The following is a 20,752-nucleotide window of genomic DNA, read 5'->3' as shown; positions in this document are numbered from 1 at the left end:
CAATCATGTCGGTTTCACAGAGCAAAAGCGCACTTCTTGTTATGGATATGCAAAACAACATTGTGTCACGCTACGTTAGCAATAATGAATTGCTGTATCCATTCCAGCAGGCTGTAGAAGCGGCACGCAGAAGTGACATCATGGTGATCTATGCCAAAGTTTCGTTTCGTTCGGGTTACCCCGAGATCAGTCCAAGGAATAAAATGTTCGGGGCAATCAGAGCCCGTGCAGGAGCTGTAACTGTGAGTGAAGCAATGGACATCCATGAAGCGGTAACCCCTCTTCCAAAGGAGCCTGTTGTGACCAAGCTTCGAGTGAGTGCTTTTGCAGGGAGTGATCTAGACATCATTCTTCGGTCCAATCAGATCGACACACTCATTCTGACCGGTATAGCCACTAGTGGAGTTGTACTATCCACTTTACGAGAAGCCGCAGATAAAGATTACACGTTGAAGGTGCTCTCTGACGCATGTATCGATGCAGATGAAGAAGTACATCGTGTTCTGATGGAAAAGGTGTTCCCTCATCAAGCAGAAGTACTCACTGTAAAAGATTGGGTGAATACGATAAGGTAAGGTAACTTTTTATGGATGAATGAATAATAAAAATAGCGGAGCAGCTTATATGTCAAATACTGCTCCGCCAATTTCTAATATTACATGACACTTATGCCAGCAGAGTAAGTCCACCGTCAATACCTATCATCTGGCCGTTCATATAATGAGCTTGTTCACTTGCCATAAATGCAAGAATAGGACTGCAATCTCTGTAGGCTTCACCAACATAACGTACAGGTATAATTCTAGTAAGTTCTTCCATCGCAGCTTTTCCTTGTGGAGTCATATCAAAGCCGCGTGCTTTGATAACAGGGAAGAAGCAGTTGGTCGTAATTCCGTATTGTGCCCACTCTTTAGCTGCCACTCGGGTTAAAGACATGATCGCTCCCTTCGCCATTGCGTAACTTGCGAATCCTGGAGTGCCAGATACGGCTCCACCTGATGATGTGGTAATGATTCGTCCATATTGCTGTTCTTTCATATATGGGAAGCATTTCTGCATCAGAAGCATGGTATATAGAGGACCTGTGGTGTAGCTCTCCAGGGCATATTCTGAAGTTGCATGTATCAAATCGGTCGGATGGCTGAGCCCGCCCTGTGCAATACAAGCTAGAATTTCAATCCTTCCAAATTCGGAAATGGTTTTTTCTACAATATTATTCAGATCTTCTTCCTTGGATACATCAGCAACCAGTGTTACTATTTTGCCTTCCAAGCCTGCTGCTTCTTCGGCAAGCTGGAGCAATCCTTCTTCTTCATTAGAGCAAGCCAGTACATTTGCTCCCTCTTCTGCATAACGCAAGGCACAGCCGTAACCCACGCCGGAGCTCGCTCCGACAACAATTGCTGTTCTACCTTTAAGCATACCCATGTGGCAGTCCACCTTTCTAAGATTAAGAATACAACTTTAATTGTACAGAGCTTGGCCATATTCTATAATCTCTGAAAGCGTAGTTATTTGTATTAACAGCCCTATATTTTTATAGGTTAACGAATACTTGGATTGATCGTATCATGTTGATTCATATCATATAAACGAATACATAACTCTAGCTGGAACCGCTCGTCTGGTGAGGTCAGATCACTTTCCAGCAAGGATATCAATTTATCCCTTCGGCTAAGAAACGTATTCCGTGAGATGTACAGCCTGGCTGCTGTACGTGAATCGTTCCTGCCTTCTTCAAGCCATATGCGCAGTGTTTCTAAATAATCTACAGCTGAAGTTTCGTTATATTGGATTACCTTTACGAAGCCGGCAGGGAATAGTTTGCTCGCAGGCAGCCTTCCTGTGCATTTGCTTAGCACATAACGATTCCAGCAGTCAGAGAAGACTCTCACTTCAGAATCCTTTACATCCGCATATTCTAGAATCGATAAGGCTTCCTGGTAGTATATATTTAGCTGTGACAAGTCGGTAAAGCTATCACTTGCGCCTGCGACAAATTCAATTTTTCCCAGCCAGGCAGAGATGGATTGGTGAAACTTGTGGTTATCCCAGCCCATTCTGGTTTCATTGATTAATCCAACCAAATGATCATCATACAGTTGAGCTATGGATGAGGGGTTTTCCACCTGGAATCGATGCTTAAGGTAGTGTCCGTATTTGGTTGTGACATCTTCCGTGAACTGTATGACAATACACTTGAACTGATCATTAGCTCTGAAATGTAGTGCGTTCTTTAGCTTGAACAGATCAGCTTCTGAGACAGTCACACCCGTGATTAAGGCCTCGAGCAGATTTGTAAAAAAACTTCCGCTTACTTGCGAAGGACGAAGCAATAATGCCTTCACGTAGAAAGATAAGATATCCAGTAGCTGCAAATCATGTATCAGAATGATATGCTCATAAGGATGCACGCTCAATGTTCCTAGATTAATAGGACCATCATTGATGTAGCTGAAATAAACCTGGAAGGATTCCTTTGTTTCTTGTATTTTTTTGAGATCCAGCTTGTAATGATTATTGTCCACTGTTTCAACCGCATGCATGAGTGTATGAAAATTTGTCTCTTTGCTGTAGGTGCCGAGACTGCTGCTCTCAACGCGCTGTCCTTGATATGAAGCAGCCAATTCGTGATTATTCTCATCCGTGACACACAACAAATTATCCAGCACTACAGAGCTTATATCCAGCAGCTCTTGTAGTGTTTGGTGATGATATACAACCTGCTGCATACGATTCTCCCAATCCTGATAAAGGGCAAAAATCGACTGAATTTGATTAAGTACTGCAGCCACAGGAACCTCGGGATCTACAACGATTATTCCGCTGTCTTTATTCAAATCAAGATCCGCAATGGGAATTCCGCAATAAACAAGGCAGCACCCTGCATACGAGGAATTCCTATTATCTGACATAACATAAATATGATTTTTTTGAACAGCTAACGATGATTCGTACAAAAGCGGTGGATGAAGTCCTTCCAGGCTATGTTCGGCAGCCTCATAATGGATGTTCCACTTTTTGGACAACTGATAAACTAGCATTTCAAATGTGATTCGCATAATAAGCTCTTTTCTGAATTTGTTTAAATATAATTTAACATGATTACCTACAATTTTGTAGGGTTGTAACTATTATTTACTATACTTTTGGAGGTTATTTATAAAATCAATCATCGATATAATCTAAAGTGATAAATTCCAGTAAATGAGAGAAGGGAATCAAGCGATGGATCGTATGAAAGGAAAGGTGGCTCTAATTACCGGAGCTGGGAGCGGGATTGGAAAAGCAACGGCAATCCTTCTGGCGAAAGAGGGAGCCAATGTTATTCTAACTGATATTCGAACGGATCATTTAAAGAATGCAGTGACAGAAATCGAAGCATTTCAAGGTGAAGCTGTTGCTATAGAACATAATGTCTCCGAAGAAGCAGAATGGCATACCGTTATACAGAAATCAGTCGACACTTACGGAACCATTGATGTGCTTGTTAACTCTGCTGGCATTAGTAGCAAATTTACAGATACTTTGGAAGACTGGAACCGATTACTGGATATTAATTTAACTGGAAGCTATCTTGGCATGAAGCATGTCATTGATTTGATGAGAAAGGGAAAAGGAGGGGCTATTGTGAATATCGCTTCTCTTGCCGGACTTGTCGGAGGTGGATTTAATGGTTATGCCGCTTCTAAAGGAGGCATTCGTGCCATATCCAGAGCGGCAGCTGTAGATTTTGCCAAGGATAACATTCGAGTGAATTCTATATATCCTGGCATTATTATTACTCCTATGACTGATGGGATACTTTATGTTGAAGAGCTGAAGCGTAAATTCGAGGAAAGCATTCCTCTGCCTCGCTTCGGAGCACCGCAAGATATCGCGAACGGTGTACTATACCTAGCATCCGATGAAGCTGCTTTTGTAACAGGGGCGGAGCTGGTCATTGATGGGGGAACTACTGCATCATAATATATAAGTCTATTGATGGATATTATGTGATATATAATGACAGTCGAAACTCAGACATTATTTCAAATGAACTTTTTGGCAAGAGCACTTATGTGACAGCTGAATAAACAAATAAAGAACCTCGGTAGCCAATACCGGGTTCTTTTGTCTTGTATATGAACAAAAACGCTGATATAATAAAACAGATTTCTTGTCAGTTGTAATATGTAGGCATAATTAACTCATCTTATATAATAAGAATATCATGCCGGCATATGGTGTGTCAAATGTTTTTTTCTCAATCTAGTAGTAAGGGGAGATATGGATGGATTATCCTTTGGTTCTCGGTTTTCAAGAAATGGATAGAACACAGTTATGGCTTGTTGGTGGAAAAGGATTAAATCTAGGAGAGCTGTCCAAAATTCAAGGAATTGAAGTGCCAGATGGATTTTGTATCACAACTAGAGGATATGAAGCAGCTATCGCACATAACAAAGTGTATCAGAAGCTGCTCAATCGACTTGCCATGTTATCTGTAGAGGATCGCGAGCAGATTGGTGCAATTTGTGAGGAGATCCGGCATACGATCAGGGCTGCGGGAATTCCTTCCGATGTTAAGGAAGCTGCAGCTCACTATCTCTCCAAGCTGGGTGAAGAACATGCCTATGCCGTGCGTTCGAGTTCGACTGCTGAGGATTTGCCGCATGCTTCTTTTGCCGGTCAGCAAGACACATACTTAAATGTTATTGGCACTGAAGCGATACTACAGCATATCAGCAATTGCTGGGCATCTCTATTCACAGACCGTGCGGTGATGTACCGTATGCAGAATGGATTTGATCACAAGCAGATTAAAATATCCGTTATCGTTCAAAGGATGGTATTCCCAGAAGCCTCAGGGATATTATTCACTGCAGATCCCGTAACTTCGAACCGAAAGCTCCTCACCATTGATGCCAGCTATGGACTAGGGGAGGCACTCGTATCTGGAATCGTATCTGCAGATGGCTATAAAGTGTGCGACGGAGAAATCGTTGATAAGAAGATAGCAACAAAGAAATTGGCGGTATATGGACGACCAGAAGGCGGTACGGAGACACAGAGGATCCATCCCGAACAGCAAAACACACAGACGCTGACGGACCAGCAAATCATGGAGCTTGCTCGCCTCGGTAGACAGATTGAAGCTCATTATAGTGCTCCACAGGATATTGAATGGTGTTTGGCCAATGATACATTTTTTATTGTGCAGAGTAGACCAATCACGACGTTATATCCAATTCCACATGTAAGTGATCAGGAGAATCATGTGTATGTATCTGTTGGCCATCAGCAAATGATGACAGATCCCATCAAGCCGCTGGGTTTGTCATTCTATCTATTAACGACACCTGCACCTATGCGCACAGCGGGCGGAAGATTGTTCGTTGATATTACGCCAGTGCTGGCGACAGCTGCTGGGAGAAATCACATGATCAACACGCTGGGACATTCCGATCTTCTCGTCAAGGATGCGCTTATAACCCTTATAGAGCGTGGAGATTTTCTTCCCGCATTAGATCCAGAGAATATAGAGGCGAGTAGAAATGCAGGCAGTGACAGCGCGTCGTCTATTGAAGCAGAGGCTTGGGTTGAATTCGATAAGTCCATCGTATCAGAGTTGATCCATAAGACTCAGAATTCCATCGCAGAGCTGAAGCATACGATAAAAGCGAAATCAGGAAGCGATGTATTTGATTTTATTCTGGAGGATATGAAGCAACTAAAGAAGATCTTGTTCGATCCACAAAGTTCACAAATAATTAATGAAACGATGAAGGCTTCAGCCTGGATCAATGAACAGATGTACAACTGGCTTGGTGAGATCAATGCAGCGGATACCTTATCCCAATCGGTACCATATAATATTACTTCGGAAATGGGTCTTGCTCTGCTTGATGTTGCGGATACCATACGTCCTTATCCGGATATCGTTGACTTTTTACAAAAAGCAGAAGATAATCGCTTTCTAGAGGATCTCGGTACTTTTGACGGCGGACAGAAAGTGCAGGATGCCATCTATGCTTACCTGGACAAATACGGCATGCGCTGTGTCGGAGAGATTGATATAACGCGAACGCGTTGGAGTGAGAATCCGATGACGCTCGTTCCTATAATCCTAGGGAATATTAGAAATTTCGAGCAGGGCGCAAGCGAACTTAAATTTGAGCAAGGACGACAGGAGGCACTCAGCAAAGAACAAGATCTACTGGAGCGTCTAAAACGGCTGCCGGATGGTGAGCAAAAAGCGAAAGAGACCAAGCAACGAATCGACCTCATTCGGAATTTCAGCGGATTCCGGGAGTATCCTAAATACGGCATGATCAATCGCTACTTCATATACAAGCAGGCGCTGTTGGAAGAAGCAGAGCAGCTCGTACAGAAAGGCATCATTCAGGATCAAGAAGATATTTATTATTTGACTTTTGATGAATTTCACGAGGCTGTGCGTGCCCTTACCCTGGACTACCAGCTGATTATGAAACGAAAAGAAGAGTATCGTCGATACGAGAAGCTGACGCCGCCACGCGTAATGACATCTGATGGAGAGAAGATAGCAGGCAGATACCACCGTGAGAATCTTCCTCCTGGAGCGATTGCGGGGTTGGCTGTATCAACCGGAATTATTGAAGGACGTGCGCGTGTCATTCTAAATATAGAAGATGCGAATCTGGAGGATGGAGATATATTAGTAACCTCTTTCACTGATCCCAGCTGGACACCCTTGTTTGTAGCTATTAAAGGACTTGTCACTGAGGTTGGCGGATTGATGACTCACGGAGCCGTAATTGCAAGGGAATACGGTATACCAGCCGTCGTCGGTGTAGATGATGCCGTTAAATTGATTAAGGATGGCCAGCGGATTCGTGTTAATGGAACAGAGGGGCATATCGAATTGCTCTAATAGGATTCCTGTGAATGATTGTTAGGAAAAGCGTGATAGTAAAAAAGATTCCGACAATTAGATCTATCCGTCGGAATCTTTTTTTTAGACCAAATATTTGTTTTTCAATAGGAGTCTATCTTCCTCACTAATTCCAAGTCCCTCAGAAAGATAATTCTCGAATGTTCCATAATTTTGATCAACGGCTTCAAACGCAGCTTGCAATAGGTTAGTCTTTATAAGATCTGTCTTTGAGATTTTTTGAAGTTGTTCTATCTGTTCAGAATCTTCAAAGTTTGCGATGACACGCTGCATGATATCCTCTAACGCCAAATCCGTAAGGTTATAATCTTGGATGACTACATCTCGAGGTACGCCTAAGGTGAGGAGAATAAGACCACATACAACCCCAGTCCGATCTCTACCGGCAGCACAGTGTAACAAGGATGTATTCCTGTCTTCTCTTAACAGCTCCTTTAGTATGAGGGAACACTTATCCGTATTTAATATCATTGCTTTATAAACCGCCTTCATATCATGACTGACCTTGAGCATTTCCTCCGGGTTAGCGTGTGACATAAATGGTATATTCGTGTTGATTGCTTTACCAATTATAGGACTTGGACGTTTCAACACTTCAAAGTCACTGCGCAGATCACAAATCCAGCTGATGTCCAGTTCATCCACGATCTGCATATCCGCTTCGCTTAATTCCGTCAAATCTGCGGATCGTAGTAACATACCCCAGCGTGTAGTGCGGCCATCCACAGTTTCGTATCCACCCATATCTCGAAAATTGAGCACTCCATCTGTATAAATCATACGATCAAAGGCTGAAGATACGGAACCGTCATTAAATTTTACATGATAATAGCATCTCAATGGAAAGTGATTCCTTGAAAAAGTGGCCTCAGTAACCTCGACTTGTGCTTCTTTAATTAGCGTACTACCGCTCTCTTCAAATTCTGGCTTCGAAGAATGATAGATCGCATCCACGCCAAATTGTTCATCCTTACTCCATGTAAGGGTTATCTTGTTCTTATCACTATACCTCGTCTTCATAAGTGGTCCTCGTTTGACAAGTGGCCTAGGTGTTAGCATGATAGTCCTCCTATTAATAGCATTCGTTTGTTGAATACAAGTAGGATACAAGATGAGTGTAAAACGTATGTGAATTATATGCAGTACATTTGTAAATTTATTATGACTTGAAGCTTCACATATAGCAAAGGGCTTATCTCATTATGAGATAAGCCCTTTGTCTTTTGGACAAACCATCGTCATCGCTCACTACTGTACGATTTGTACTACCAAATGTTGTTTTCTAAAATCCATGGGGCTTTACACCTAACTGTGTCTTAATAAATTGAAGCTGGAAGGCTGCGTTCACTTGTCATGATTTGAGCGAGAGCTGTAACACAAGACTACCCTCACGAAAATCACAGTACTGTCTGCCGTATTTAAAATCACATTGAGTTCCGCTCAGCAGAAATGTTGAGAAGACACAAGCAGCATTCAATGAAATTACTAAAGTATCAGGCAACTCCAATTTAGACTTGTTTACAGCCGATTTATGTTCTAAGTATTTCTAACTAATGTTATAAAAGAAAGCAGGAGATAATCCCCTGCTTGGATACTATAGCTTTCTTGCTTTGATCACAAACGTTATTGGAAACATCTTTGCTCTGTCCGCAAGCTCACTGTTATCTTCCCGCGAATACATCAGCTCCTCATCCGTTTCCTCAATCATTTGTTCAATAACAAAGCCCGCATTGGATAGCGCATTCACATAGGTTGATAATTTGCGATCCGCTAAGGTTAGTGCGCCTTCATTTAGAGGAACTGGATACCAAGCTTCATCAAAATAGCTCTTATTAAATACAAACATGTTATTTTCAGCAGTTACACATTTGTGTATAGGATGGGACCAGCTGAAAATAAAAGCGCCATCCTTTTTGACATAAGAGGCGATTCGTTTAAAAGTTCCCTCGAGGTCCGTGGTCCAGCCTATAGCATAGATCGAATAGACAAAGTCAAAATAATCCGCTGGTATGCCGCATTCCTCTTCCATGGGTGAACAGATCAATTTGGCAGACACGCCGCATGACTTCAGGTGCTGCGCTGCCTTCTCAATTTGCTTCTCAGATAGATCAATGCCCCATAGCTCAGATGCGTTGTGCTCTCCGTGATACTGTAGGGATTGACCGTTTCCACAGCCGATCTCCAGCAGCTTTTTTTCAGTTACATCGCCAAAGAGCTGATGTTTTTCTTCTGAAATAAATGCTCCATAGTAAGGAAGCACGATGGCTCTTAAGAAGTCATTTCCTATAGTATTCCAATAGTAGCTGTTTGTTTTATGTATCGAAGCATTCATGCAAGACCCTCCTTGACCATCTTAAAATTCAGTACCAATTCCAGGTTCAATCATACCAGAAAACTTCCACACTAATGAATAAAAATGATTAAGGATAGAACATCGATTTCAGCTGTAATGCATGAATTTTTCAAAAGCTTATCATAATACCAGAAGGACTGTTATGGAATCGATCGGAAAGGAGGCAAACGCATTTGAAATGGTTATCCGCCATGGTCCTGTTTGGACTGCTCACGATGCAAGCGAATCCAGGGGATCTATTGACTGTAACCCAAGATGGTAATTCACTGAGTACACTGGATCGGACCGAGTATAATCTTGGCGTGTTTCCGCTCATTAACACGGATACCTATGAACAGTGGGTGGATCAATTGGATCGAAAGACAATAAAGAAGCCTGAAAACGCACGAATTGCGATGGATGGTCATATTGAAGAGGGTCACAACGGATATCGCTTGGATCGACGTAAAATGCTGGCTCTCTTCTACAACTATTACTATGGAAAGGGACCGGCAACGGTTGAGCTTCCAACCTATACTTTACATCCCAAAGTAGATGCCGAGATACTCACATCCATTCGAACGAAGCCAATCGGGTATTATGTCACTTATTTTAATTCCAATAATAAAAATCGCTCGCATAACATCGCATTGGCAGCCAAGGCAATTGACAGTGCTGTTGTGTTTCCTGGAGAGATGTTCTCTTTTAACGAGGTTGTGGGCATGAGAACTATAGATAAGGGGTACAAAAAAGCGGGCGTCATTGTCCGGGGGGAACTGTCGGAAGGTGTGGGAGGAGGGATATGTCAAGTATCCTCCACGTTGTTCAATGCCATTGACAGAGCGGGGCTGCAAATCGTGAAGCGGTACTCCCATAGCCGGAACGTACCTTATGTTCTGGCTGGAAGGGATGCAACCGTCAGTTGGGGAGGGCCGGATTTCGCGTTTCAGAACGCCTATAATGAGCCAATCCTTATTCGGGCTTACAGCAACGGAGGACAAATTGCAGTGGCTGTGTATTCATCGGAATTCATCGAGTATCAGCCACGCCACGTACCCGGTATGTCCAAGCAGCTGCCTGAAGAGATCATCGACCGACGGGAGACATCCGTAAACGGTGAATAGCGGTATTAATTCGATTAGTTCTGTGAGTTCGCGTGATTTGAAGCAGCGTCTTTATTAAGTGTTAGGTAGATCACCATGATCATGATGCAGAGCGTTCCCATCCATTGAAACCCTCCGAAGGAATCCTTTAACCAGAATACGGTCGTCAGCACGGCCGCGACTGGCTCAAGGCTGCCCATAAGACTGGACTCCTTTGGAGACAAGCTGTTTAAGCTCTCAATATAGAACCAGAAGGCCAGCATAGTTCCAAATATGATAACGAAACATAAATATAAATAGGCTTCAATCGGCAAGCTTGTGAACATTAAATGCCAAGGCGGATGAATCAAGCTGATTGCGGCTCCACCGATTAACATTGCCCAGCCGACGATAACTAACGAATCGTAATTCTTGAGTAATTGGACAGCATAAAGGGTATAGAAGGCAAGCGCAGCTCCGGATAACACTCCCCATACAACCGCATCATGCGGTACGGATAACTGGATTAATGAACCATTTGTCAGCAAGAAAAAACATCCAATTAAAGACAGCGCTGCAGTCAACATATCTTTCTTGGTAGGTGCAGATCTTCCCCGGATTAGCAAGTACATCATAATCATGACAGGTGCCAGATACTGCAGCAATGTGGCTACAGCAGCGTTCCCCCGTTCGATCGAAGCCATATACGTATACTGAACGCCGAGCATACCAACGAGTCCAAATATGATGAGCTGGATCGATCGCTTTTTATCTGTCCAGATCTCAAATATATTTCGGCTGCCCTTTTTACAACAATGGATGGTAAGAAGAAGTATCCCCGCAATCAGCAAGCGAACGGTTACGAGCGAACCCATATCTATACCGTATTGAAAGAGCTTCTTCGCTACCGTTCCGCCAATTCCCCAGAATATAGCACCCAGAATAATCAGAATTAAACCTCTTTTTCTATTCATAGCCAACACTCCAGTAAAGTATTAAAATCGTATCCTGCTTTGACTATAATAAATAGAAAATGTATAAATATATACAAAAATCAGATATAAAAATATAAATATATTGAGGTTAGGTGTTCATGAATGCAATTTAAAGAATTTACAATTGACCCGGATTTTAAAGAGCTTACGCAGCACCGAACCACCATATTGCCACTCGCATGCTATCACACGACGATCATTTGTAATATTAACGGATATATCCCAATGCACTGGCATGAAGAACTTCAATTTGTACTTGTTGTCAAAGGGCAAGTTGTTTTTCAGATCCAGGAAGAAAGAGTGAGATTGGCGAAGGGGGAAGCTTTATTTATTAATAGTGGCTGTCTGCACCTTGCCAAAGATGACAATCATTCGGGTTGTGTCTACATTTGTTTGAACATTTCTCCGAGATTTATGCTGTCCCAAGAGTTATACGGAACTTATGTGTATCCTTATATAAAAGCAACAAACTTACCATACATCCTACTGAACACATCAGAGCAGTGGGTGACTAACATTATAAACAGCATCGTTGAGATTGACCGTTTGATCCAGGAGCGTCCACCTGCATATGAAATCGATATTTCTATAGAGCTTGCACAGATATGGAGAAACCTGATTTTGAATCATTTTCAATTAGAATACATAGAAGGGGAGATGTTAAAGAACGAGAAGATGAAGAAGATGTTGAACTGGATACATTTACATTATCCTGAGAAGATCGTTCTAGAAGATATCGCAAGAGCAGGGCAGCTAAGCAGATCTGAGTGCTGCCGCTATTTTCAAAGATTTATAAAGGATACACCGCTGAGTTATGTGATGGAATACCGAATTCAAAAAAGCTTGCTCCTGCTGCAAGCGCCTGAATATAATGTTACAGATGTGGCTTATCAGGTTGGTTTTAACAGCACTAGCTATTTTATAAGTCAATTCAAGAAATCAATGAACATGACTCCATTGGCCTATAAAAAGCAAAAAATATTCAATGATTGATTGGTCGATCATTCTTTAATATATAACTGAGTGATAGATGTGGTAAATTAGATACATGAGTTAAATGGAGGGAATTAGATGACAGTAGGATCGCAGAATGATATTGAAGGTCTGAAGGAAATCGGCAGAATTGTTGCCATGACGATCAAAGAAATGAAAATTCAGGCACGTGTCGGAATGACAACAAAGGAACTTGATGAAATTGGAGGGCAGATTCTGGCCAGGAATGGTGCTGTGTCGGCACCGAAGATCACTTATGATTTCCCTGGAAATACCTGTATTAGTGTTAACCACGAAGTTGCTCACGGTATACCAGGTAATCGAATTATTCAGCCAGGCGATTTAATCAACATTGATGTTTCTGCAGAAGCGGGGGGGTATTATGCGGATGCGGGTCATTCTTTTGTGATTCCTCCATATGAGTCTTCATTAATGCAGCTGTGCCAATACACGCATCAGACCATGATGAAAGTAATCTCTTCACTGAAGCATGGAGTTAAACTGAACGAAATCGGCAGGATTATTGAAATCGAGGCTAAAAAAGGCGGATACAACATTATTAAAAATCTATGCAGTCATGGTATCGGAAAATCACTGCATGAATCCCCAACAGAGATTCTACCCTTCTACAACAAGCATGATAAACGGGTATTGAAGGAGGGCATGGTTATTACGATCGAGCCTTTTCTATCTACAGGTGCAGGATATGCCGTTGAGCAGTCGGACGGCTGGACATTAAGTGTCCCTGACAATAGCTATGTAGCCCAGCACGAGCATACAATTATCATTACAAAAAATCAGCCCATTATCTTGACGGCTGTATAGTATAGCTAATGATTTAGAACAGACGCGTTTGATCCGAGATATCACGGAGCAGCCCGCTATAGCGGCCAGAGCGAGGCTGCTCCTATTATACATATAAGACCATTTGGGGGCGCTTAAGTATTGGGAAGTATTTATAACAAATCGGATGTAGAAGCAATATTGGCTCGGATCGACAATCTTAAACCGGATTAGAAACCACGCTGGGGTAAAATGAAGGCTGCTCAGATGTTAGCGCACTGCTCTTCGTTTCACGATATTGCAACCGGAAATTCCCGTCCTCGGAGAAGTTGGATTGGAATATTTGTAGGGAAGTTCGCGAAGCCTATTTTTTATAATGAGAAGCCTATACCGCATAACATGTCCACGATACCAACCATAATGATCTGAGATGAAAGGGTTTTTGAATGGGAGAAGGATATACTTAAACAAAAGATCATTGCTATTCAGAAAACAAGGATGAAAATCACCAATCCACGTCCCTTTTTCGGTAAGAAGTATCATCTGAACAACATCTGTTAGTTATTGCTGGCAGGTGTTTTTTGTTCATATCTTTTACGTGTTTAATAAACGAGTCACATGATATCCATTCTCCAACTAGGCATTAAGCACCAAATATCATTGATAATCACTGTTTTTGACAAGATTGGTGTAAAACGAGCTTATTCAAAGCTAGTATTCTGACGATATTATATTTGATAATCTGAAGCCATCCACAAAATCAGAGGAGGAAGCATATGAATTATACAGAGCTAGGGAAACAATTTATAGGTGGAGACTGGAGAGAAGGTTCCAGCGAGAAAGTGTTGCCTGATATCAATCCATATAATGATGAGGTTATCACGACGTTTCAGATAGCCAGCGTTAAAGATATTGATGAAGCATACAAATCAGCGCATAAGGCCAAGCTCGAATGGGATAAGGTTAATCCTTACAAGAAACGCGATATTCTGGAGAAAGCTGTTACATACATAGAAGCAAATGAAGAAGAGATTACATCCCTTATCATTCAAGAGCTGGGTGGTACTCGGATGAAGGCCGCATTTGAGATTGGTCTTGTTAAAAACATGATTAAAGAAGCGGCTACCTTTCCGCTCCGGATGGAAGGAAAGATTCTTCCGTCCACAGAAGATGGCAAAGAAAATCGTCTGTACCGAATTCCTGCCGGGGTAGTTGGGGTTATCAGTCCTTTTAATTTTCCGTTCTTCTTATCTATGAAATCTGTTGCGCCTGCACTGGGTGCCGGCAATGGAGTAGTGTTAAAGCCGCATGAGGATACACCGATTACAGGCGGCACACTGATCGGCAAGATCTTCGAGGCAGCGGGTATTCCAAAAGGTCTCTTAAATGTCGTCGTTACCGATATTAAGGAAATTGGTGATGCGTTTGTGGAGCATCCGATTCCTAGAATTATTTCCTTTACGGGATCAACTCAGGTCGGAAGCTATATTGGCCAGCTGGCAGTCAAGAACTATAAGAAGCCGCTGCTGGAGCTTGGTGGAAACAGTGCATTCATTATATTAGAGGATGCTGATCTAGAATATGCAGTTCAAGCGGCCACTTTCAGCAGATTCACACATCAAGGTCAAATATGTATGTGCGCCAATCGTATTCTCGTACAAAAATCAATATATGAACAATTCCTTAAGATGTTTAAAGAAAAGGTTACTACGCTTAAAGTGGGGGATCCTAGCGATCCAGAAACCGTCATTGGTCCTGTCATTAATAGACGCCAGGCAGAAACACTTGAGAAGCTTATTGCGAAGGGAATTGAGGAAGGAGCCGTTCCGCTCCTGCATGGTAAGATAACAGGAAGAATGGTAGAGCCTACGATTCTCATTGATGTCAATCCAGAGATGGTCGTTGCTCAAGATGAGCTGTTTGGTCCGGTTGTCTGCATCATACCTTTTGAAACAGAAGAAGAGGCTATTGATATCGCAAACGATACGAGATTTGGACTTAGCGGTGCAGTCCACACTTCCAACCTGGAGCGTGGAGTAGAGCTGGCGAAGAAAGTGCATACCGGCATGATCCATGTAAATGATATTACGATAAACGATGAGCCCATTATTGCATTTGGCGGAGAGAAACAATCGGGGTTAGGACGTATGAACGGTGAATGGAGCCTGGATGAATTTACAACGATGAAATGGATTTCGGTTAACTATGGACAGCGGAAATTTCCGTATTAAGAGCTAGGAGAGAAGAACATGAATACAGCAACAGAAGTCAATACACAGCACGACCTTATCAAATCATTTATAGCAGTAGCTCCGTTATTGAATAGTCTCTCAAATGATGATATTACCATTGGAATCTACGATACAGAGAAGCTGATCATTAATATTCCGGGGAAGACATTCTCTCTTAACGTAAACCCGGGAGACCCTTTAATGGAAGGGGATATCGTAACCAACGCCATTCGAAATAATACGCCTATATCCGCAATTGTACCAAAGGAACTCTTCGGATTTCCTTTAGCGGCTAGAGCAATTCCATTACATGATGAAGAGGGCAGAGTAATTGGTGGAATTGGTATGGGGACAAGTCTTGAGAAAGCGAGCAAGCTGTTTGAAATGGCGGAGAGCTTCTCCGCCATTGTCGAGGAGTCTACGGCTTCGATTGAGGATATTAGTCGTGCAGTGACACACCTGAATGATCGAGTGACAGACATGACTACACAAATGAAAGACATTAGTTCAAGTGCTCAGCAGATTGGCAAGATATCGACGGTAGTGAAGGAGATTTCGGATCAGAGTAACCTGCTCGGCCTGAATGCAGCCATCGAAGCTGCTCGAGCTGGTGAAGTGGGAAGAGGCTTCTCCGTTGTTGCCGGAGAGATCAGGAAGCTGGCTACGAGCTCCAAGAACAACGTAGATCAGATCAATGGAATTACACAAAATATCCAAGCGTTGCTGCTGCGTTTAAACCAAGCTTTTTCCGATATTCACACTTTAGCTGATACGCAATCAGGTACCATTCAAGAATTTACGGCTACCATTCAAGAGATCAGCGTTAAAGCAGAAGAATTAGCTCAAGTAGCGGAACAGACCTTGTATTCAAACGATAGTCAGTGAGTATATACATGCTGGCAATGGACGACCCTTAAGGTAAATTATAACTTAGGAGGTCATTGATTCTTGAAATTTGAACTTGGACAGTGCTTATTGAATGAACGATTGATGGAATCCGGAAGATCAGTGGAATGGCTGGCAAAAGAAATGCTTATGAAGCCGGAACGATTATATGATTATATGGAAAACAAAAGAGTGATGCCACTCAAAATGGCGATATCTATCTCCGATACTCTCGGTTGTGATGTTGCTGACTTGTATGAACTGATTCCGAACACATCGGAAACAAAGAGAGATTAACCGGTTAACAATTGCTCAGCATAAGACATACTGGATTAAAGATCGATTCATTAAGAATCGATCTTTAAATCTATCTGTAGAGGATTAGTACGGCCGATCCCCTGCAATTGACACCCGCTCTGCCACACGGCGATGGGGGTAATAATCAGACACAGCATAATGCTGAGTTGCTCTGTTATCCCATAGTGCGACCGAATTCGCTTCCCATTGGAACCGAACCTGATATTCTGGAATGTGAGCCTGACGGAACAGGTAATTAAGAAGCTTCTCGCTCTCCCCCTCCTCAAGTCCGACAATCCGGATGGTGAAGGCGCCATTAACGAATAATGTCTTGCGACCGGTTTCGGGATGAGTCCGCACGATGGGATGCTCTGCAGCAGGAAACTCCTCCTGTTTCGCAGCAAGGATCTCCGGCGGCATGTGACGTCCGAACGTCGTCGTAAAATCATGGATAGCAGTGAGTCCGTGGATTCGTTCTTTAATTGCATCGGGGAGGTTGTCGTAAGCTGCTCCCATATCAGCCCAAAGGGTATCACCACCAAAGGGAGGGACCTCAGATAAACGAAGTACAGAGCCGAGGGCAGGATCTTTACGCCAGGTCACATCTGCATGCCATATGTTCTCATTGCCTGTCATATTTGCATTTTTCTCAAACCGCGTAATTTCTTCTGCGCTTCCCCGGGGGAGGAAAGGATGCTTCTCAAGTTCTCCCCACTCTTTGGCAAAAGCCACCTGCTGTTCGCTCGTAATGTGCTGGTTCCGGAAGAACAACACTTTCCACTCCAGAAATGCGCGCTGAATTTCGGCCTTGAGCTCAGGAGCCAGCGGCTTTCCAAGGTCAACACCTTCGATTTCTGCTCCAATAATCGGACCAAGCGGTTTTAATGTGAACAAGGTATAAGGACGATCCTCTAATCCTTCTGCAAGTCGGTTCAAATGTCTCGCTCCTGCTTTAAATTCCCGGACAGGTGCGTAATCACGTGACAGATAAGTGGTTTGACTCATGGATATTAGCCTCCTCAATTATAGTATTCCTACGTTTTCAGTGGACTTTAGAACGAAAAAAAAGACGCCAGAGAAGTCAGACACGAAGAAGAAGGGTTTCATTTCTCGTGTCCGAATCTCTGGTCGTCCAGTTGATCCGTTCATCGTTTACAGACTGATTTATAGTTCAGTGTGTGATGGACCAAATCTTATCAGCAAGTATCGCAAACTGTCAACCTGTATTTTACTAAAATATGTAAGGTTTTCTTCACGAGATAGTTTAGTCTTTTAAACTTACTAATGTAATCTTACCTGTTTAATCGGGTATTGACAATATCCTCCCAGCTCTGCTAAGATGAGCCACAACAACGAATGATTTGGATCCCTTAACGGTAATTTTGAATCGATATGTGTGAATCGACTGGAACGACCAGAGATTCGGCTGACCCCCTTTTTTTCAGAAGGTGAGCCGAGTCTCTTTTTATTTTCACTAAGAATGGGGGAGCCAATATGTCCGAAGAACGAAGATCAATTCTCGAAGTGAACGCAGTAAATAAAACCTTTAGAGGAGACCAAGGCTCTAATCATGTGCTGGATGAGATCAATCTTACAGTGAAGGAAGGTGACTTCACGACCATTATTGGGCCGAGCGGCTGTGGGAAGAGCACACTGCTCAAAATTGTTGCAGGGCTTGATACCGATTACGAAGGGGATGTATTACTCAAAGGGAAACGGGTAGAGCGTCCATCTCAGGAAAAAGGCTTTATCTTTCAGGAGCACAGGCTGTTTCCGTGGCTCAGTGTAGAGCAGAACATCGCGGCGGATTTATCACTAAAAGATTCGGAAGTTCGAAGCCGAGTCGACGCGTTGATTGAACTGGTTAAATTGAAAGGGTTCGAAAAGGCATTTCCAAGAGAACTGTCGGGTGGGATGTCACAGCGGGTTGCCATTGCACGGGCACTGATCAGAAATCCGGAGGTGATGCTGCTCGACGAGCCGTTCGGTGCGCTGGATGCTTTTACAAGAGGCCATATGCAGGAAGCCCTGCTCGATATATGGCAGACCAACAAGACCGCGATGGTTCTCGTCACCCATGATATTGATGAAGCGGTATTCTTGTCCACCAGGGTGGTTGTGATGGACCGGCGTCCAGGTCGAATCAAGGCGATCGTGCCGATTGATCTGCCCTATCCACGTAAACGAACCAGCCGTTCCTTTATCGAGCTGCGCACTTTAGTATTGGATGAGCTGGATCACCGGGAGGAGCAAGAAGCATATAGTATTTAAATGGAACTATGAGAATAGGCGTGATAGCATCCAATTTTTACGCATAAACCATAAGCAGCCCCTGCTAGTAAACAAGTGTAGTAATAGATCGGGTAACCTCGATTTTGCTTACTTGTTGAACGAAGGGGATTTTTATTATGATTCAGACACAAAAACTCGTTAGGCTCACAGGAGGGCGGATGATCCTGATAATGTACCGCGCAAGAAAATGTCCACGAGCTCCTTGCCTAGCTTAGCAGCGGAATTATATTCACTTACCGTTTCATTCTTATTCCCGATCACCATCATGGTTGAGAAAGTTTGTGCTAGAAGCATTGGATTATTCTTTCGAAGTATATTACGTTCCATCGCCTCTCGAAAATAGTCAGCTAATTCCTCGTAAATTTGATTTTCAGCTTCCCTAATTTCGCGTATCTGTTCCTCACTCAGAAACTTCTCCGCTTCTCTTAGAAGCGTCTCAATTTCCGCATGGGGATTGGCTAATCTTGCTTCTGCAACCTTTAGTAATCCTTCTTCCAGATGCTCTGCATCTCTTAATAATCGTGACGTATGTTGATGCACATTATTGAACATGATCGTAACCGCGGCTTTAAAAAGCTCTGACTTACTGGTGAAATGATAGTAGATGGTCGGTTTGGTCACATGGCAAGCTTTAGAAATTTGTTGGAGCGATACGGGCTCATAGCCATGCTGCATAAACAGCTGTGCAGCTGTTTGGAGAATAAGTTCTTGTTTGGATAACTCTTGTTCTGCTTGTTTCGGTCTTCCTGGTGAACGTTGAATCTCTTTATTTGCCATTAGAACCTCCGTGAAAATTTTGTGACAATTGATCGATGTGAACAAATATATCAACAAATGAACTTGTAATTATACTTACTGGTAAATATAATTTACTAGAAATGATCCATTAATTCAATGACAATGAAGAAAGCGAACGGTATCTTCATCCTTACAGAGCCTAAGGTTGGATACGGGGACGAATCGCTGATTGCTGCAGTCATTGAAGATGGGCATCGAAATATAATGATTAAGAAGGTGTTATAGCTTTGACAAAAAAGGCAAAAAAGGTGAAATGGAATAAAATATTATTATGGGGCTGCCTGCTCATCGTAGTTGTTGTTATTGGTTTATGGGTGTACTTAAATTCCATAACTTATAGTCCTTCCCAACAAGCAGAGTTCGCTTCACAGAGTGATGATCAGGTTAAAGTAACGAAGGTCAAAGAGGGTTATAAATTTGAGCCTGAAACTGGAAAGATTAACGAGCCTAATATTATTTTTTATCCAGGCGGGCTAGTCGAACCGGAAAGCTATTCTCTCTTTGCGAGAGAACTGGCTAAACGGGGACATCGAACATACATTGCCGAGATGCCTCTTAATTTGGCCATATTTGGTCAAAACAAAGCGGACTCTTTTCTGGAAGAACATCCAGATGAGTCGTTTGTAATTGGGGGACACTCTCTAGGAGGCGCATTTGCAGCCAGATATGCTAATGAGCATAGAGAGGAGCTTGAGGGGGTATTTTTCTTGGCTTCCTATGCTGACGAGTCCGGAACATTAAAAGATACGGATCTGTCTGCGCTGCAAATTACAGGTACAGCGGATGGAGTGCTTAATCAGGAGGTTTGGGAGAGCTCCAAGACGAACCTGCCTGAAGATACCTTTTATGTTAGTGTAGAAGGAGGCAACCATGGACAATTCGGATCCTATGGGAAGCAAAAAGGGGATAATGATCCAGCCATTGATGAAGAGGAACAATTACAAGAAGTTGTTACGGCTATAGAGGATTGGATCACCGAAATTAACAATCAATAATCATACTGAAGAACCGCGGCGAACAGTATTGCTGCGGTTCCTTTTTGTCATTTAATATCGGAATAGATCGAATGTGAAACCTCTAAATATTCACAGCGTATCAGACATTTGGAAGTGAATGATTTCTTGTGAATAAGAATGATCATTATTTATGTG

The 20,752-nt window shown here is 42.8% G+C and carries 19 protein-coding genes; 12 read left to right on the top strand and 7 right to left on the bottom strand.

Features of this window, described 5'->3' with window-relative positions:
- The first annotated feature begins 5 nt into the window (after nucleotides 1-5).
- Nucleotides 6-575, top strand: coding sequence for a cysteine hydrolase family protein (locus PUW25_RS13575; protein WP_047911929.1), 570 nt, complete (start codon nucleotides 6-8; stop codon nucleotides 573-575).
- Between the two features lie 91 nt (nucleotides 576-666).
- Here PUW25_RS13575 and PUW25_RS13570 read toward each other — a convergent pair whose 3' ends face one another.
- Together PUW25_RS13570 and PUW25_RS13565 are read right to left on the bottom strand one after the other, a co-directional pair.
- On the bottom strand, nucleotides 667-1,428 hold the full coding sequence (locus tag PUW25_RS13570; protein WP_047911928.1) for an SDR family NAD(P)-dependent oxidoreductase: 762 nt from the start codon (nucleotides 1,426-1,428) through the stop codon (nucleotides 667-669).
- Between the two features lie 116 nt (nucleotides 1,429-1,544).
- Complete coding sequence (locus PUW25_RS13565; RefSeq protein WP_047911927.1) at nucleotides 1,545-3,062, bottom strand: PucR family transcriptional regulator; 1,518 nt, start codon at nucleotides 3,060-3,062, stop codon at nucleotides 1,545-1,547.
- A 166-nt stretch (nucleotides 3,063-3,228) separates the two neighbouring features.
- Between PUW25_RS13565 and PUW25_RS13560 the strand changes: the two genes are divergently transcribed.
- Both PUW25_RS13560 and ppsA read left to right on the top strand, forming a co-directional pair.
- A complete protein-coding gene (locus PUW25_RS13560) occupies nucleotides 3,229-3,969 on the top strand; it encodes an SDR family NAD(P)-dependent oxidoreductase (protein WP_047911926.1) in 741 nt (246 codons plus the stop codon).
- Between the two features lie 304 nt (nucleotides 3,970-4,273).
- Nucleotides 4,274-6,892 (top strand): phosphoenolpyruvate synthase, encoded by a 2,619-nt coding sequence (gene ppsA / locus PUW25_RS13555; RefSeq protein ID WP_047911925.1) that lies wholly within the window; start codon nucleotides 4,274-4,276, stop codon nucleotides 6,890-6,892.
- Between the two features lie 84 nt (nucleotides 6,893-6,976).
- On the opposite strand, the gene PUW25_RS13550 is transcribed toward ppsA, so the two are convergent.
- Both PUW25_RS13550 and PUW25_RS13545 read right to left on the bottom strand, forming a co-directional pair.
- Complete coding sequence (locus PUW25_RS13550) at nucleotides 6,977-7,972, bottom strand: tyrosine-protein phosphatase (RefSeq protein WP_047911924.1); 996 nt, start codon at nucleotides 7,970-7,972, stop codon at nucleotides 6,977-6,979.
- Nucleotides 7,973-8,507: 535 nt separating this feature from the next.
- Nucleotides 8,508-9,245, bottom strand: a complete 738-nt coding sequence (locus PUW25_RS13545; protein WP_047911923.1) for a class I SAM-dependent methyltransferase — start codon at nucleotides 9,243-9,245, stop codon at nucleotides 8,508-8,510.
- Between the two features lie 194 nt (nucleotides 9,246-9,439).
- Between PUW25_RS13545 and PUW25_RS13540 the strand changes: the two genes are divergently transcribed.
- Nucleotides 9,440-10,369, top strand: coding sequence for a VanW family protein (locus PUW25_RS13540; protein WP_370510351.1), 930 nt, complete (start codon nucleotides 9,440-9,442; stop codon nucleotides 10,367-10,369).
- Between the two features lie 14 nt (nucleotides 10,370-10,383).
- On the opposite strand, the gene PUW25_RS13535 is transcribed toward PUW25_RS13540, so the two are convergent.
- Complete coding sequence (locus tag PUW25_RS13535) at nucleotides 10,384-11,301, bottom strand: EamA family transporter (protein WP_047911922.1); 918 nt, start codon at nucleotides 11,299-11,301, stop codon at nucleotides 10,384-10,386.
- 123 nt (nucleotides 11,302-11,424) lie between these two features.
- On the opposite strand from PUW25_RS13535, the gene PUW25_RS13530 reads away from it, so the two are divergent.
- The 5 genes from PUW25_RS13530 (at nucleotide 11,425) to PUW25_RS13510 (ending at nucleotide 16,511) form a co-directional block, all read left to right on the top strand.
- Nucleotides 11,425-12,315: an AraC family transcriptional regulator gene (locus tag PUW25_RS13530; protein WP_047911921.1), complete on the top strand. Its 891-nt coding sequence runs from the start codon at nucleotides 11,425-11,427 to the stop codon at nucleotides 12,313-12,315.
- A gap of 78 nt (nucleotides 12,316-12,393) precedes the next feature.
- Complete coding sequence (gene map / locus PUW25_RS13525; protein ID WP_047911920.1) at nucleotides 12,394-13,140, top strand: type I methionyl aminopeptidase; 747 nt, start codon at nucleotides 12,394-12,396, stop codon at nucleotides 13,138-13,140.
- Nucleotides 13,141-13,874: 734 nt separating this feature from the next.
- Nucleotides 13,875-15,329 (top strand): benzaldehyde dehydrogenase, encoded by a 1,455-nt coding sequence (gene yfmT / locus PUW25_RS13520; RefSeq protein WP_047911919.1) that lies wholly within the window; start codon nucleotides 13,875-13,877, stop codon nucleotides 15,327-15,329.
- Between the two features lie 18 nt (nucleotides 15,330-15,347).
- Nucleotides 15,348-16,214 (top strand): methyl-accepting chemotaxis protein, encoded by an 867-nt coding sequence (locus tag PUW25_RS13515; protein ID WP_047911918.1) that lies wholly within the window; start codon nucleotides 15,348-15,350, stop codon nucleotides 16,212-16,214.
- A 63-nt stretch (nucleotides 16,215-16,277) separates the two neighbouring features.
- Entirely contained in the window at nucleotides 16,278-16,511 is a 234-nt protein-coding gene (locus PUW25_RS13510; protein WP_047911917.1) for a helix-turn-helix domain-containing protein, read from the top strand.
- Between the two features lie 84 nt (nucleotides 16,512-16,595).
- On the opposite strand, the gene PUW25_RS13505 is transcribed toward PUW25_RS13510, so the two are convergent.
- A complete protein-coding gene (locus PUW25_RS13505; RefSeq protein ID WP_047911916.1) occupies nucleotides 16,596-17,516 on the bottom strand; it encodes a TauD/TfdA dioxygenase family protein in 921 nt (306 codons plus the stop codon).
- 489 nt (nucleotides 17,517-18,005) lie between these two features.
- Here PUW25_RS13505 and PUW25_RS13500 point away from each other — a divergent pair, with 489 nt between their 5' ends.
- The gene (locus tag PUW25_RS13500) at nucleotides 18,006-18,782 is read left to right on the top strand and encodes an ABC transporter ATP-binding protein (RefSeq protein WP_274337196.1); all 777 of its coding nucleotides are present in this window, start codon (nucleotides 18,006-18,008) and stop codon (nucleotides 18,780-18,782) included.
- A gap of 165 nt (nucleotides 18,783-18,947) precedes the next feature.
- Here the strand turns inward: PUW25_RS13500 and PUW25_RS13495 are convergent, their stop codons facing one another.
- Entirely contained in the window at nucleotides 18,948-19,580 is a 633-nt protein-coding gene (locus tag PUW25_RS13495) for a TetR/AcrR family transcriptional regulator (RefSeq protein WP_274337195.1), read from the bottom strand.
- Between the two features lie 117 nt (nucleotides 19,581-19,697).
- Here PUW25_RS13495 and PUW25_RS13490 point away from each other — a divergent pair, with 117 nt between their 5' ends.
- A complete protein-coding gene (locus tag PUW25_RS13490) occupies nucleotides 19,698-19,826 on the top strand; it encodes a hypothetical protein (protein WP_274337194.1) in 129 nt (42 codons plus the stop codon).
- Between the two features lie 2 nt (nucleotides 19,827-19,828).
- Nucleotides 19,829-20,596: an alpha/beta fold hydrolase gene (locus PUW25_RS13485; protein WP_047911914.1), complete on the top strand. Its 768-nt coding sequence runs from the start codon at nucleotides 19,829-19,831 to the stop codon at nucleotides 20,594-20,596.
- Nucleotides 20,597-20,752: the final 156 nt, after the last annotated feature.

The sequence above is a fragment of the Paenibacillus urinalis genome (assembly GCF_028747985.1).
GTDB classification, from domain to species: Bacteria; Bacillota; Bacilli; order Paenibacillales; family Paenibacillaceae; genus Paenibacillus; species Paenibacillus urinalis.
This window is presented reverse-complemented; position numbering and strand designations above follow the sequence as displayed.